The organism is Burkholderia sp. BE12 (assembly GCF_002959955.1).
Lineage (GTDB): Bacteria > Pseudomonadota > Gammaproteobacteria > Burkholderiales > Burkholderiaceae > Burkholderia.
This window is the reverse complement of record NZ_PREY01000012.1, coordinates 181725-195047: the sequence shown is the minus strand read 5'-3', so window position 1 is coordinate 195047 and position 13323 is coordinate 181725. Positions and strand designations below refer to the sequence as shown.

At 60.1% G+C, this 13323-nt stretch carries 23 protein-coding genes; all 23 read left to right on the top strand.

From position 1 onward, the window contains the following. Nucleotides 1-43: 43 nt before the first annotated feature. The 23 genes from fusA to rplO all read left to right on the top strand — a co-directional run bounded on the left by fusA (nt 44) and on the right by rplO (nt 13293). Nucleotides 44-2146, top strand: coding sequence for an elongation factor G (gene fusA, locus C4B30_RS16215; RefSeq protein WP_027783303.1), 2103 nt, complete (start codon nt 44-46; stop codon nt 2144-2146). A gap of 42 nt (nt 2147-2188) precedes the next feature. Then, on the top strand, nt 2189-3379 hold the full coding sequence (tuf, locus tag C4B30_RS16210) for an elongation factor Tu (RefSeq protein ID WP_011350666.1): 1191 nt from the start codon (nt 2189-2191) through the stop codon (nt 3377-3379). Between the two features lie 286 nt (nt 3380-3665). After that, nucleotides 3666-3977, top strand: coding sequence for a 30S ribosomal protein S10 (gene rpsJ / locus C4B30_RS16205; RefSeq protein WP_004199280.1), 312 nt, complete (start codon nt 3666-3668; stop codon nt 3975-3977). Between the two features lie 178 nt (nt 3978-4155). Further along, the gene (rplC, locus tag C4B30_RS16200; RefSeq protein WP_006482922.1) at nt 4156-4806 is read left to right on the top strand and encodes a 50S ribosomal protein L3; all 651 of its coding nucleotides are present in this window, start codon (nt 4156-4158) and stop codon (nt 4804-4806) included. Further along, on the top strand, nt 4806-5426 hold the full coding sequence (rplD, locus tag C4B30_RS16195; RefSeq protein WP_006477192.1) for a 50S ribosomal protein L4: 621 nt from the start codon (nt 4806-4808) through the stop codon (nt 5424-5426). Before rplC ends, rplD begins: the two co-directional genes overlap by 1 nt. Then, nucleotides 5423-5737 (top strand): 50S ribosomal protein L23, encoded by a 315-nt coding sequence (gene rplW, locus C4B30_RS16190; RefSeq protein WP_004199275.1) that lies wholly within the window; start codon nt 5423-5425, stop codon nt 5735-5737. The genes rplD and rplW overlap by 4 nt, the downstream gene beginning before the upstream one ends. A gap of 2 nt (nt 5738-5739) precedes the next feature. Next, nucleotides 5740-6567, top strand: a complete 828-nt coding sequence (rplB, locus tag C4B30_RS16185) for a 50S ribosomal protein L2 (RefSeq protein ID WP_006482900.1) — start codon at nt 5740-5742, stop codon at nt 6565-6567. 10 nt (nt 6568-6577) lie between these two features. Continuing rightward, a complete protein-coding gene (gene rpsS / locus C4B30_RS16180; RefSeq protein ID WP_004199273.1) occupies nt 6578-6853 on the top strand; it encodes a 30S ribosomal protein S19 in 276 nt (91 codons plus the stop codon). Nucleotides 6854-6865: 12 nt separating this feature from the next. Further along, nucleotides 6866-7195 (top strand): 50S ribosomal protein L22, encoded by a 330-nt coding sequence (gene rplV / locus C4B30_RS16175; RefSeq protein ID WP_007730533.1) that lies wholly within the window; start codon nt 6866-6868, stop codon nt 7193-7195. Between the two features lie 11 nt (nt 7196-7206). Continuing rightward, nucleotides 7207-8007, top strand: coding sequence for a 30S ribosomal protein S3 (gene rpsC, locus C4B30_RS16170; RefSeq protein WP_006482899.1), 801 nt, complete (start codon nt 7207-7209; stop codon nt 8005-8007). Nucleotides 8008-8009: 2 nt separating this feature from the next. Continuing rightward, on the top strand, nt 8010-8426 hold the full coding sequence (rplP, locus tag C4B30_RS16165; protein ID WP_006482873.1) for a 50S ribosomal protein L16: 417 nt from the start codon (nt 8010-8012) through the stop codon (nt 8424-8426). A gap of 9 nt (nt 8427-8435) precedes the next feature. After that, nucleotides 8436-8630, top strand: coding sequence for a 50S ribosomal protein L29 (rpmC, locus tag C4B30_RS16160; protein ID WP_006400652.1), 195 nt, complete (start codon nt 8436-8438; stop codon nt 8628-8630). Beyond that, entirely contained in the window at nt 8627-8899 is a 273-nt protein-coding gene (rpsQ, locus tag C4B30_RS16155) for a 30S ribosomal protein S17 (RefSeq protein WP_006477189.1), read from the top strand. The genes rpmC and rpsQ overlap by 4 nt, the downstream gene beginning before the upstream one ends. Nucleotides 8900-9208: 309 nt before the next feature. Next, nucleotides 9209-9577, top strand: coding sequence for a 50S ribosomal protein L14 (gene rplN / locus C4B30_RS16150; protein ID WP_006482918.1), 369 nt, complete (start codon nt 9209-9211; stop codon nt 9575-9577). 9 nt (nt 9578-9586) lie between these two features. Beyond that, on the top strand, nt 9587-9895 hold the full coding sequence (gene rplX / locus C4B30_RS16145) for a 50S ribosomal protein L24 (RefSeq protein WP_006477187.1): 309 nt from the start codon (nt 9587-9589) through the stop codon (nt 9893-9895). A gap of 16 nt (nt 9896-9911) precedes the next feature. After that, entirely contained in the window at nt 9912-10451 is a 540-nt protein-coding gene (gene rplE / locus C4B30_RS16140; protein ID WP_006482882.1) for a 50S ribosomal protein L5, read from the top strand. 7 nt (nt 10452-10458) lie between these two features. Continuing rightward, nucleotides 10459-10764 (top strand): 30S ribosomal protein S14, encoded by a 306-nt coding sequence (gene rpsN / locus C4B30_RS16135; protein WP_006482884.1) that lies wholly within the window; start codon nt 10459-10461, stop codon nt 10762-10764. Nucleotides 10765-10778: 14 nt separating this feature from the next. Next, nucleotides 10779-11174 (top strand): 30S ribosomal protein S8, encoded by a 396-nt coding sequence (rpsH, locus tag C4B30_RS16130; RefSeq protein ID WP_006477185.1) that lies wholly within the window; start codon nt 10779-10781, stop codon nt 11172-11174. 18 nt (nt 11175-11192) lie between these two features. Continuing rightward, nucleotides 11193-11723 carry a 50S ribosomal protein L6 gene (rplF, locus tag C4B30_RS16125; RefSeq protein ID WP_027783304.1) on the top strand — a complete coding sequence of 177 codons (531 nt, stop codon included), beginning with the start codon at nt 11193-11195 and terminating at the stop codon, nt 11721-11723. A 12-nt stretch (nt 11724-11735) separates the two neighbouring features. Beyond that, nucleotides 11736-12101 carry a 50S ribosomal protein L18 gene (gene rplR / locus C4B30_RS16120; RefSeq protein ID WP_006477183.1) on the top strand — a complete coding sequence of 122 codons (366 nt, stop codon included), beginning with the start codon at nt 11736-11738 and terminating at the stop codon, nt 12099-12101. Between the two features lie 14 nt (nt 12102-12115). Beyond that, nucleotides 12116-12634 carry a 30S ribosomal protein S5 gene (rpsE, locus tag C4B30_RS16115; RefSeq protein WP_006752931.1) on the top strand — a complete coding sequence of 173 codons (519 nt, stop codon included), beginning with the start codon at nt 12116-12118 and terminating at the stop codon, nt 12632-12634. 15 nt (nt 12635-12649) lie between these two features. Further along, nucleotides 12650-12832 (top strand): 50S ribosomal protein L30, encoded by a 183-nt coding sequence (gene rpmD / locus C4B30_RS16110; RefSeq protein WP_006400644.1) that lies wholly within the window; start codon nt 12650-12652, stop codon nt 12830-12832. A 26-nt stretch (nt 12833-12858) separates the two neighbouring features. Continuing rightward, a complete protein-coding gene (gene rplO, locus C4B30_RS16105) occupies nt 12859-13293 on the top strand; it encodes a 50S ribosomal protein L15 (RefSeq protein WP_006477180.1) in 435 nt (144 codons plus the stop codon). Nucleotides 13294-13323: the final 30 nt, after the last annotated feature.

Below are 13323 nucleotides of genomic sequence, written 5' to 3'. Positions count from 1 at the left end.
GATGCGGCAGGGCTGCATCACGTCATCCCAGTAGAGGATCAAAGTGGCTCGCAAGACTCCTATCGAGCGCTACCGCAATATCGGTATTAGCGCTCACATCGACGCCGGCAAAACGACGACGACCGAGCGCATTCTGTTTTACACCGGTGTGAACCACAAGATCGGTGAAGTCCACGACGGCGCAGCCACGATGGACTGGATGGAGCAGGAACAGGAACGTGGCATCACGATCACGTCCGCTGCTACCACGGCCTTCTGGAAGGGCATGGGCGGCAACTATCCGGAACACCGCATCAACATCATCGACACCCCGGGGCACGTCGACTTCACGATCGAAGTGGAGCGTTCGATGCGCGTGCTCGACGGCGCGTGCATGGTGTACTGCGCAGTGGGCGGCGTGCAGCCGCAGTCGGAAACGGTGTGGCGTCAGGCGAACAAGTACAAGGTGCCGCGTCTCGCGTTCGTCAACAAGATGGACCGTACCGGCGCGAACTTCTTCAAGGTCTACGACCAGCTCCGTCTGCGCCTGAAGGCAAACCCGGTTCCGGTCGTGGTGCCGATCGGCGCGGAAGAAAACTTCAAGGGCGTCGTCGACCTGATCAAGATGAAGGCGATCGTGTGGGACGAAGCGTCGCAAGGCACGAAGTTCGACTACGTCGACATCCCGGCCGAGCTCGCGGAGACCTGCAAGGAATGGCGCGAAAAGATGGTCGAAGTGGCTGCCGAAGCCAGCGAAGACCTGATGAACAAGTACCTGGAAGAAGGCGATCTGCCGGAAGCCGACATCGTCAAGGCGCTGCGTGATCGTACGATCGCGTGCGAAATCCAGCCGATGCTGTGCGGTACCGCGTTCAAGAACAAGGGCGTGCAACGTATGCTCGACGCCGTGATCGATTTCCTGCCGTCGCCGGTCGACATTCCGCCGGTCAAGGGCGAACTCGAAAACGGCGAAGCAGCAGAGCGCAAGGCATCGGACGAAGAGAAGTTCTCGTCGCTCGCGTTCAAGATCATGACCGACCCGTTCGTCGGCCAGCTGATCTTCTTCCGTGTGTACTCGGGCGTCGTCAACTCGGGCGACACGCTGCTGAACTCGACCAAGGGCAAGAAGGAACGCCTCGGCCGTATTCTGCAGATGCACGCGAACCAGCGTGAAGAAATCAAGGAAGTCCGCGCAGGCGACATCGCTGCCGCGGTCGGCCTGAAGGAAGCAACCACGGGCGACACGCTGTGCGACCCGGCGAACCCGATCGTTCTCGAACGCATGGTGTTCCCGGAGCCGGTGATTTCGCAGGCGGTCGAGCCGAAGACCAAGGCTGACCAGGAAAAGATGGGCCTCGCACTGAACCGTCTGGCTCAGGAAGACCCGTCGTTCCGCGTGCAGACCGACGAAGAGTCGGGCCAGACCATCATTTCGGGCATGGGCGAGCTTCACCTCGAAATTCTGGTCGACCGGATGAAGCGTGAATTCGGCGTGGAAGCCACCGTCGGCAAGCCGCAGGTTGCTTACCGCGAAACGATTCGTTCGACGGCGAAGGATGTCGATGGCAAGTTCGTCAAGCAGTCGGGTGGTCGCGGCCAGTACGGTCACGCGGTCATCACGCTCGAGCCGAACGAACAAGGCAAGGGCTACGAGTTCTTCGACGAGATCAAGGGTGGTGTGATTCCGCGTGAATACATCCCGGCGGTCGACAAGGGTATCCAGGACACGCTGAAGTCGGGCGTGCTGGCTGGCTTCCCGGTCGTCGACGTGAAGGTTCACCTGACGTTCGGTTCGTACCACGACGTTGACTCGAACGAAAACGCGTTCCGCATGGCCGGTTCGATGGCGTTCAAGGAAGCGATGCGCAAGGCGAACCCGGTCGTCCTCGAGCCGATGATGGCTGTCGAAGTCGAGACGCCGGAAGACTACATGGGCAACGTGATGGGCGACCTGTCGGGCCGTCGCGGTATCGTCCAGGGCATGGAAGACATGGTTGGCGGCGGCAAGATCGTGCGCGCCGAAGTGCCGCTGTCGGAAATGTTCGGTTACTCGACGTCGCTGCGCTCGCTGACGCAAGGTCGTGCAACGTACACGATGGAGTTCAAGCACTACGCTGAAGCTCCGCGCAACGTTGCCGAAGCGATCATCAGCGCGAAGTCGAAGTAAATTCGTAGCTACCAATCGATTATTTTTTGAAAGAAGAGAATCATGGCAAAAGGTAAATTTGAGCGGACCAAGCCGCACGTGAACGTTGGTACGATTGGTCACGTTGACCACGGCAAGACGACGCTGACGGCAGCGATCACGACGGTTCTGACGAAGAAGTTCGGCGGCGAAGCGAAGGCATACGACCAGATCGACGCGGCACCGGAAGAAAAGGCGCGCGGCATCACGATCAATACGGCACACGTCGAGTACGAAACGGCTAACCGCCACTACGCTCACGTCGACTGCCCGGGCCACGCTGACTATGTGAAGAACATGATCACGGGCGCAGCGCAGATGGACGGCGCGATCCTGGTTTGCTCGGCAGCAGACGGCCCGATGCCGCAAACGCGCGAGCACATCCTGCTGGCCCGTCAGGTTGGCGTTCCGTACATCATCGTGTTCCTGAACAAGTGCGACATGGTGGACGACGCGGAACTGCTCGAGCTGGTCGAGATGGAAGTTCGCGAGCTCCTGTCGAAGTACGACTTCCCGGGCGACGACACGCCGATCGTGAAGGGTTCGGCGAAGCTGGCGCTGGAAGGCGACACGGGCGAGCTGGGCGAAGTGGCGATCATGAGCCTGGCCGACGCGCTGGACACGTACATCCCGACGCCGGAGCGTGCAGTTGACGGCGCGTTCCTGATGCCGGTGGAAGACGTGTTCTCGATCTCGGGTCGTGGTACGGTGGTGACGGGTCGTGTGGAGCGCGGCATCGTGAAGGTCGGCGAGGAAATCGAAATCGTCGGTATCAAGCCGACGGTGAAGACGACCTGCACGGGCGTTGAAATGTTCCGCAAGCTGCTGGACCAGGGTCAGGCAGGCGACAACGTCGGTATCCTGCTGCGCGGCACGAAGCGTGAAGACGTGGAGCGCGGCCAGGTTCTGGCGAAGCCGGGTTCGATCACGCCGCACACGCACTTCACGGCTGAAGTGTACGTGCTGAGCAAGGACGAAGGCGGCCGTCACACGCCGTTCTTCAACAACTACCGTCCGCAGTTCTACTTCCGTACGACGGACGTGACGGGCTCGATCGAGCTGCCGAAGGACAAGGAAATGGTGATGCCGGGCGACAACGTGTCGATCACGGTGAAGCTGATCGCTCCGATCGCGATGGAAGAAGGTCTGCGCTTCGCGATTCGCGAAGGCGGCCGTACCGTCGGCGCCGGCGTCGTCGCCAAGATCATCGAGTAATATCGACGATCCGCGGATCCCGACGGGGTCCGCGATTCCCGCGGTACGCGGTTGTACCGTCGAAACCGGGTGTCCAGCTTGCGCTGGCGCCCGGTTTTGTTTTTCCGGCGGCGCGTTGCGCGCACCGACAAACACGCAACACGGCTTCGAAATTTCGTGTAGAATCGCGGGCTTAGCAGTGGAAGTACCGTCCGGAACCTGATGCTTCGCTCCCCGCTGGCGTCATGTTTCACGTTCTTTTAGTGTCCGGCGATGCAACATCGCCTCGCTCTTTCAAGGAATTGTCATGCAGCAACAGAAAATCCGCATTCGCCTGAAGGCATTCGACTATCGTCTGATCGATCAATCGGCTGCCGAAATCGTCGATACCGCGAAGCGGACTGGCGCAATCGTCCGTGGCCCGGTGCCGCTGCCGACGCGCATTCAGCGTTTTGACATCCTGCGTTCGCCGCACGTCAACAAGACGTCGCGCGATCAGCTCGAAATCCGCACCCACCAGCGCCTGATGGACATCGTCGACCCGACGGACAAGACCGTTGACGCGCTGATGAAGCTCGATCTGCCGGCTGGCGTCGACGTGGAAATCAAGCTGCAGTAAGGCTTCCGGCGCCGTCCGGCTTGTCCGGTGGTGCTAAGTCTTTGTATTGCTTGCGGAAATCGAGAAGTCGGGCTATACTGCTTGGCTTTTCGCGTATTCGCGTAAAAAAGTTGGGCCTTGCGTGCCCGGCATTTTGTAAATCAGCCCCGACCAATCGCAGTCGGGAATGGAGAAAATGATGAGCCTTGGACTCGTAGGTCGCAAGGTTGGCATGACCCGTATCTTCACGGCTGAAGGGGATTCGATTCCCGTCACCGTGCTGGACGTGTCGGACAACCGCGTGACGCAGATCAAGACTGTTGAAACCGACGGCTACACGGCCGTGCAGGTTGCATTCGGCTCCCGCCGCGCATCGCGCGTGACGAAGCCGCTGGCAGGTCATCTCGCCAAAGCCGGTGTCGAAGCCGGTGAAATCCTCAAGGAATTCCGCATTGACGCGGCCAAGGCAGCCGAGCTGTCGAATGGCGCCGTGGTCGGTGCAGATCTTTTCGAAGTGGGCCAGAAGGTCGACGTGCAAGGCGTGTCGATCGGTAAGGGCTACGCCGGTACGATCAAGCGTTACAACTTCTCCTCCGGCCGTGCCACGCACGGTAACTCGCGCTCGCACAACGTGCCGGGCTCGATCGGTATGGCGCAGGATCCGGGTCGTGTTTTCCCGGGTAAACGCATGACGGGTCACATGGGTGACGTGACGGTGACGGTGCAGAACCTCGAAATCGCTCGTATCGACGCAGAGCGCAAGCTGCTGCTCGTGAAGGGTGCGATTCCGGGCGCGAAGGGCGGCAAGGTCTTCGTGACGCCGGCCGTCAAGACCAAGGGGGCGAAATAATGGAACTCAAGCTCCTGAACGAAAATGGTCAGGAAGGTGCAGTGGTCAACGCATCGGACGTCGTGTTCGGTCGTGACTACAACGAAGCGCTGATCCACCAGGTCGTCGTCGCTTACCAGGCGAATGCTCGCCAGGGTAACCGCGCACAGAAGGACCGTGAGCAAGTCAAGCACACGACCAAGAAGCCGTGGCGCCAGAAGGGTACGGGCCGCGCTCGTGCCGGTATGTCGTCGAGCCCGTTGTGGCGTGGCGGTGGTCGTATCTTCCCGAATTCGCCGGAAGAAAACTTCTCGCACAAGGTCAACAAGAAGATGCATCGCGCAGGTCTCTGCTCGATCTTCTCGCAGCTGGCCCGTGAAGGCCGTCTGTCGGTCGTCGAGGACATCATCCTCGAAGCGCCGAAGACCAAGCTGCTGGCCGACAAATTCAAGACCATGGGTCTCGACTCCGTGCTGATCATCACCGACACGGTTGACGAAAACCTGTACCTGGCATCGCGCAACCTGCCGCACGTGGCAATTGTCGAGCCGCGCTACGCTGACCCGCTGTCGCTGATCTACTTCAAGAAAGTGCTGGTCACGAAGGCTGCGGTCGCCCAGATCGAGGAGTTGCTGTCATGAGCGAGATTCGCAAGAACGATCATCGTTTGATGCAGGTCCTGCTCGCACCGGTGATCTCGGAAAAGGCGACGCTGGTTGCCGACAAGAACGAGCAAGTCGTGTTCGAAGTCGCACCGGATGCCACGAAGCAGGAAGTGAAGGCGGCTGTCGAGCTGCTGTTCAAGGTTGAAGTTGATTCGGTCAACGTGCTGGTTCAGAAGGGCAAGCAAAAGCGCTTCGGCCGTTCGATGGGCCGCCGCAAGGACGTGAAGAAGGCGTACGTTTGCCTGAAGCCCGGCCAGGAAATCAACTTTGAAGCGGAGGCCAAGTAATCATGGCAATCGTTAAAGTTAAGCCGACATCGCCGGGTCGCCGCGCGATGGTCAAGGTGGTCAACAAGAACCTGCACCAGGGCAAGCCGTTCGCGGCACTGCTCGACTCGCAGAGCTCGACCGCCGGCCGTAACAACAACGGTCGTATCACCACGCGTCACAAGGGTGGTGGTCACAAGCAGCACTATCGTATCGTCGATTTCCGTCGCACGAAGGATGGCATCCCGGCAAAGGTCGAGCGTCTCGAGTACGACCCGAACCGCAGCGCGAACATCGCGCTGGTGCTCTACGCAGACGGCGAACGTCGCTACATCATCGCCCCGAAGGGCCTGACCGTCGGCCAACAGCTGATGTCGGGTTCGGAAGCGCCGATCCGTGCAGGCAACACGCTGCCGATCCGCAACATTCCGGTCGGTACGACGATCCACTGCATCGAGATGCTGCCGGGCAAGGGCGCGCAAATGGCGCGTTCGGCTGGCACGTCGGCCATGCTGCTGGCGCGTGAAGGCGTCTACGCGCAGGTTCGTCTGCGTTCGGGCGAAATCCGCCGCGTGCACATCGAGTGCCGTGCAACGATCGGTGAAGTCGGCAACGAAGAGCATAGCCTGCGCCAGATCGGCAAGGCTGGCGCGAACCGCTGGCGCGGTATCCGCCCGACGGTGCGTGGCGTTGCGATGAACCCGGTCGATCACCCGCACGGTGGTGGTGAGGGCAAGACGGCTGCAGGTCGCGACCCGGTGAGCCCGTGGGGTACGCCGGCTAAGGGTTACCGCACCCGCAGCAACAAGCGCACGACGACGATGATCGTCCAGCGCCGTCACAAGCGTTAAGGAGTAGGCAATGGCACGTTCTGTTAAAAAAGGTCCGTTCTGCGACGCCCATTTGCTGAAGAAAGTTGAGGCGGCTGCAGCTTCGCGCGACAAAAAGCCGATCAAGACCTGGTCGCGTCGCTCGACGATTCTGCCGGATTTCATCGGCCTGACGATCGCTGTTCACAACGGCCGTCAACACGTTCCGGTGTACATCTCGGAAAACATGGTCGGCCACAAGCTTGGCGAGTTCGCACTGACCCGTACGTTCAAGGGTCACGCAGCCGACAAGAAGGCCAAGAAATAAGGGGCAATCAAGATGGAAGTGAAAGCAATTCATCGCGGTGCCCGCATCTCGGCGCAGAAAACGCGCCTTGTGGCTGACCAGATCCGCGGTTTGCCGGTCGACAAGGCGCTGAACGTTCTGACGTTCTCGCCGAAGAAGGCGGCTGGCATCGTGAAGAAGGTTGTGCTGTCGGCAATCGCGAATGCGGAGCACAACGAAGGCGCTGATATCGACGAGCTCAAGATCACGAGCATCTACGTCGACAAGGCTGCATCGCTCAAGCGTTTCACCGCGCGCGCCAAGGGCCGCGGTAACCGCATCGAGAAGCAATCCTGTCACATCACTGTGACGGTCGGGAATTAAGGAGCCATACGATGGGACAGAAAATTCATCCGACTGGCTTCCGCCTGGCTGTCAGCCGCAATTGGGCTTCGCGTTGGTACGCGAACAACAACAATTTCGCGGCGATGCTGCAGGAAGACATCGGTGTTCGTGAATACCTGAAGAAGAAGCTGAAGAACGCTTCGGTCGGTCGGGTCGTCATCGAGCGTCCGGCCAAGAACGCGCGCATCACGATTTACAGCTCGCGTCCGGGCGTGGTCATCGGCAAGAAGGGCGAGGATATCGAACAGCTGAAGACGGAACTGCAACGCCGCATGGGCGTGCCGGTTCACGTCAACATCGAGGAAATCCGCAAGCCGGAAACCGATGCTCAGCTGATCGCTGACTCGATCACGCAACAGCTCGAGCGCCGGATCATGTTCCGTCGCGCGATGAAGCGTGCGATGCAGAACGCGATGCGTCTGGGTGCCCAAGGCATCAAGATCATGAGCGCAGGCCGTCTGAACGGTATCGAAATCGCTCGTACGGAGTGGTATCGCGAAGGTCGCGTGCCGCTTCACACGCTGCGTGCTGATATCGACTACGCGACTTCGGAAGCGAAGACGACTTACGGGATCATCGGCGTCAAGGTGTGGGTCTACAAGGGCGATACGCTCGGCCGCAACGACGCACCGGTGGTGGAAGAAGTAGCCGAAGACAAGCGTCCGCGTCGCAATGCGCGTCCGGGCGACCGTCGTCCGCGCCGTGACGGCGAAGGCGGCGCTCCGGGTGCTCGTCGTGGCGCACCGCGCCGTGGCGCCGGCAAGCCCGAAGACGGCAAGACTGGAGAATAACGATGCTGCAACCGAAACGCAGAAAGTATCGTAAAGAGCAGAAGGGTCGTAACACCGGCAAGGCGACGCGCGGCAACGCAGTGTCGTTCGGTGAATTCGGCCTGAAGGCGATCGGTCGCGGTCGTTTGACCGCACGTCAGATTGAAGCGGCGCGTCGTGCAATGACGCGTCACATCAAGCGTGGCGGCCGCATCTGGATCCGGATCTTCCCGGACAAGCCGATTTCGCAGAAGCCGGCCGAAGTGCGTATGGGTAACGGTAAGGGTAACCCGGAGTACTACGTCGCCGAGATTCAGCCGGGCAAGATGCTCTATGAAATGGACGGCGTAACCGAAGAACTGGCACGCGAAGCGTTCCGTCTGGCTGCAGCCAAGCTGCCGCTCAAGACGGCATTCATCGTGCGCCAGCTCGGCGCCTAAGGAGAAAACATGAAGGCTTCCGAACTTCTCCAGAAAGACCAGGCCGCGCTCAACAAGGAGCTGGCGGACCTGCTGAAGGCGCAATTCGGCCTGCGCATGCAACTCGCGACCCAGCAGCTCACGAACACGAGCCAGCTGAAGAAGGTTCGTCGCGACATCGCACGTGTGCGGACCGTCATGACTCAGAAGGCGAACCAGAAATGAACGATAGCGTGAAAACCTCGCTGAAGCGGACGCTGGTCGGTCGGGTCGTCAGCAACAAGATGGACAAGACCGTCACCGTGCTGATCGAGCACCGCGTCAAGCATCCGATCTACGGCAAGTATGTCGTGCGTTCGAAGAAGTACCACGCGCACGATGAAGCGAACACCTACAACGAAGGCGATCTCGTCGAAATCCAGGAAACGCGTCCTGTTTCGAAGACGAAGGCCTGGACGGTGTCGCGCCTCGTCGAAGCCGCTCGCGTCATCTAAGCGGGCAGCGTAGTAGGCAGTAACAGGCACTTCTTCACGAAGTGCTTGAAATCGCAAAGTTTTTGCTTGCGGGACCAGGATTATTTGTTATAATCCTGGTCTTCCCTCTTTATGGGAGCCCCGTCGCGGGCGAAGTTGGTGGGGGAAGCGGACTGGCGCCAGCCTGTCCGAAAGATTCACCGAATTGCGATGGCGGGTTTCGTTTGCCGTCGCTGCTGTTCCAACCCAAGCAGCCGATTGGCTGACGGGACCAAGACTGACCGAATGCATCATGGTGGTGCATCCGGATTAAGTTGGGAAAGACAAACCATGATCCAGACCGAATCTCGGCTCGAAGTAGCCGACAACACGGGTGCACGTGAAGTCCTGTGCATCAAGGTGCTCGGCGGCTCGAAGCGTCGTTATGCCGGCATTGGCGACATCATCAAGGTGAGCGTCAAAGAGGCAACGCCGCGCGGGCGCGTGAAGAAAGGCGAAATTTACAACGCCGTGGTGGTCCGCACCGCCAAGGGCGTGCGCCGTCAAGACGGCTCGCTGATCAAGTTCGACGGCAACGCCGCTGTGCTTTTGAATAACAAGCTCGAGCCGATCGGCACCCGTATCTTCGGGCCGGTGACGCGTGAGCTGCGTAGCGAACGATTCATGAAGATCGTTTCGCTGGCGCCGGAAGTGCTGTAAGGAGTCGCGATGAACAAGATTCGCAAAGGTGACGAAGTCATCGTCGTCACTGGTAAGGACAAGGGCAAGCGCGGCGTCGTGCTGGCTGTCGGTGCTGAACATGTGACGGTCGAGGGTATCAACCTCGTCAAGAAGCATGTGAAGCCGAACCCGATGAAGGGTACGACGGGCGGCGTGGAAGCGAAGACGATGCCCCTGCATATTTCGAACGTCGCACTGGTCGACGCGAATGGCAAGGCGTCGCGTGTTGGCATCAAGGTCGAGGAAGGCAAGAAGGTTCGCTTCCTGAAGACGACCGGTGCCGTACTGAGCGCCTGACGCAGCGGAGTAAAAAATGGCTCGTTTTCAAGAGTTTTACAAAGAAAAGGTTGTGCCCGGCCTGATCGAGAAGTTCGGTTACAAGTCGGTCATGGAAGTGCCGCGCATCACCAAGATCACGCTGAATATGGGTCTTGGCGAAGCGATCGCTGACAAGAAGATCATCGAGAACGCCGTTGGCGACCTCACGAAGATCGCCGGCCAGAAGCCGGTCGTCACGAAGGCCCGCAAGGCAATCGCAGGCTTCAAGATCCGCCAGGGTTACCCCATCGGCGCGATGGTGACGCTGCGTGGCCGCGCGATGTACGAATTCCTCGACCGTTTCGTGACGGTCGCCCTGCCCCGCGTGCGTGACTTCCGCGGTGTGTCGGGTCGTGCTTTCGATGGCCGTGGCAACTACAACATCGGTGTGAAAGAGCAGATCATTTTCCCCGAAATCGACTACGACAAGATCGACGCACTGCGTGGGCTGAACATCAGCATCACGACGACTGCGAAGACCGACGACGAAGCAAAGGCTCTGCTCGCCAGCTTCAAGTTCCCGTTCAGAAACTGAGGTTACCGTGGCTAAACTGGCACTGATCGAACGTGAAAAGAAGCGCGCCCGCCTGGTCGCGAAGTTCGCAGCAAAGCGCGAAGCGCTGAAGGCGATCGTCGAAGACCAAAGCAAGTCGGAAGAAGAGCGCTACGAAGCACGCCTGGAGCTGCAGCAACTGCCCCGCAACGCAAACCCGACCCGCCAGCGTAACCGCTGCGCGATCACGGGCCGTCCGCGTGGCACGTTCCGTAAATTCGGCCTCGCGCGTAACAAGATTCGTGAAATCGCATTCCGTGGCGAGATTCCTGGCCTGACCAAGGCGAGCTGGTAATAGGAGAAACGTAAATGAGCATGAGTGATCCTATCGCCGATATGCTGACTCGCATCCGCAACGCGCAGATGGTCGAGAAGGTATCGGTCGCGATGCCCTCGTCGAAGGTCAAGGTTGCAATCGCGCAAGTCCTGAAGGACGAAGGCTATATCGACGATTTCGCCGTGAAGGCGGAAGGTGCGAAGTCCGAACTGAATATCGCGCTGAAGTACTACGCAGGTCGCCCGGTCATCGAACGCCTCGAGCGCGTGTCGAAGCCTGGTCTGCGCGTGTACCGCGGCCGTAACGACATTCCGCAGGTCATGAATGGCCTCGGTGTGGCAATCGTGTCGACGCCGAAGGGCGTGATGACCGACCGCAAGGCGCGCGCTACCGGCGTCGGCGGCGAAGTCATCTGCTACGTCGCTTAAAGCCGAGGAGAGAGAAACATGTCTCGAGTAGGTAAAAGCCCGATCGCGCTGCAAGGCGCGGAAGTCAAGCTGGCCGACGGTGCTATCACCGTCAAGGGCCCGCTGGGCACCATCACGCAAGCGATCAATCCGCTCGTGAACGTGGCGAACAACGACGGCACGCTGAATCTGGCGCCGGTCGACGAAAGCCGCGAAGCAAATGCACTGTCGGGCACGATGCGCGCGATCATCGCGAATGCCGTGCACGGCGTGACCAAGGGTTTCGAGCGCAAGCTGACGCTGGTTGGCGTCGGTTACCGTGCGCAAGCGCAAGGCGACAAGCTGAACCTGTCGCTGGGTTTCTCGCACCCGGTGGTGCACCAGATGCCGGAAGGCGTCAAGGCTGAAACCCCGACGCAAACCGAAATCGTGATCAAGGGGATCAACAAGCAACAAGTCGGTCAAGTAGCTGCGGAAGTTCGCGGTTACCGTCCGCCGGAGCCCTACAAGGGCAAGGGCGTGCGTTATGCCGACGAGGTTGTGATCCTCAAAGAAACGAAGAAGAAGTAAGGGTGCGCAATCATGGATAAGACTCAATCTCGCCTGCGCCGCGCTCGCCAGACGCGTATCAAGATCGCTGAGCTGCAGGTCGCGCGTCTCGCCGTGCATCGCACGAACACGCACATCTACGCTCAAGTGTTCTCGCCCTGCGGCACCAAGGTGCTCGCCAGCGCGTCGACGCTCGAAGCTGAAGTGCGTGCCGAACTGGCCGACAAGTCGGGCAAGGGCGGCAACGTGAATGCCGCGACGCTGATCGGCAAGCGTATTGCCGAGAAGGCAAAGGCTGCCGGCATCGAATCCGTCGCCTTCGACCGCTCGGGCTTCCGCTACCACGGCCGCGTCAAGGCGCTGGCTGAGGCAGCTCGCGAAGCTGGGCTCAAGTTCTAAGGAAGGAATTCGTCATGGCAAAGATGCAAGCGAAAGTTCAGGCTGACGAGCGCGACGACGGCCTTCGCGAAAAGATGATTTCGGTCAATCGCGTGACCAAGGTCGTGAAGGGTGGCCGTATTCTCGGCTTCGCCGCACTGACCGTGGTTGGCGATGGTGATGGCCGCATCGGTATGGGCAAGGGCAAGGCGAAGGAAGTGCCGGTCGCTGTCCAGAAGGCAATGGAACAAGCTCGCCGCAACATGTTCAAGGTGCCGCTCAAGAACGGCACGCTGCAACACGAAGTGCACGGCAAGCATGGCGCATCCGCTGTCCTCCTCGCTCCGGCGAAGGCAGGTACGGGTGTGATCGCCGGCGGCCCGATGCGCGCAGTGTTCGACGTGATGGGCGTTCAGAACGTCGTGGCGAAGAGCCACGGTTCGACGAACCCGTACAACCTCGTTCGCGCCACGCTGGACGGTCTGCGCAAGCAGTCGACCCCGGCAGACATCGCGGCGAAGCGCGGCAAGTCCGTCGAAGATATTTTGGGCTAAGCCCGGGTGGTCACCATGTCTGAAAAAACTGTCAAGGTTCAGCTCGTCAAGAGCCTGATCGGGACCCGCGAATCGCACCGCGCGACCGTGCGTGGCCTGGGCCTGCGCCGACTCAACTCGGTTAGCGAGCTGCAGGACACGCCGGCGGTCCGCGGCATGATCAACAAGGTCTCGTACCTCGTTAAGGTCATCGCGTAAGCGGCCCTACGGATCAAGGAGTTGATATGGAATTGAATAACCTGAAGCCGGCCGCTGGCGCCAAGCACGCCAAGCGTCGCGTCGGTCGTGGCATCGGTTCGGGCCTCGGCAAGACGGCTGGCCGTGGTCACAAGGGTCAGAAATCGCGTTCGGGCGGCTTCCACAAAGTCGGTTTCGAAGGCGGTCAGATGCCGCTGCAACGTCGTCTGCCGAAGCGCGGCTTCACGTCGCTGACGAAGGAATTCGTCGGTGAAGTGCGCCTGAGCGACCTCGAGAAGCTGCCGGTCGACGAGATCGATCTGCTCGCACTGAAGCAAGCCGGCCTGGTCGGCGAGCTGACGAAGAGCGCAAAGATCATCGCGACGGGCGAACTGAAGCGCAAGATCGTCGTGAAGGGTCTCGGTGCCACCAAGGGTGCGCGCGCTGCGATCGAAGCGGCTGGCGGTTCGTTCGCCGAGTGACACGCGTAGCGCGTCGTCACTTGCATTCAT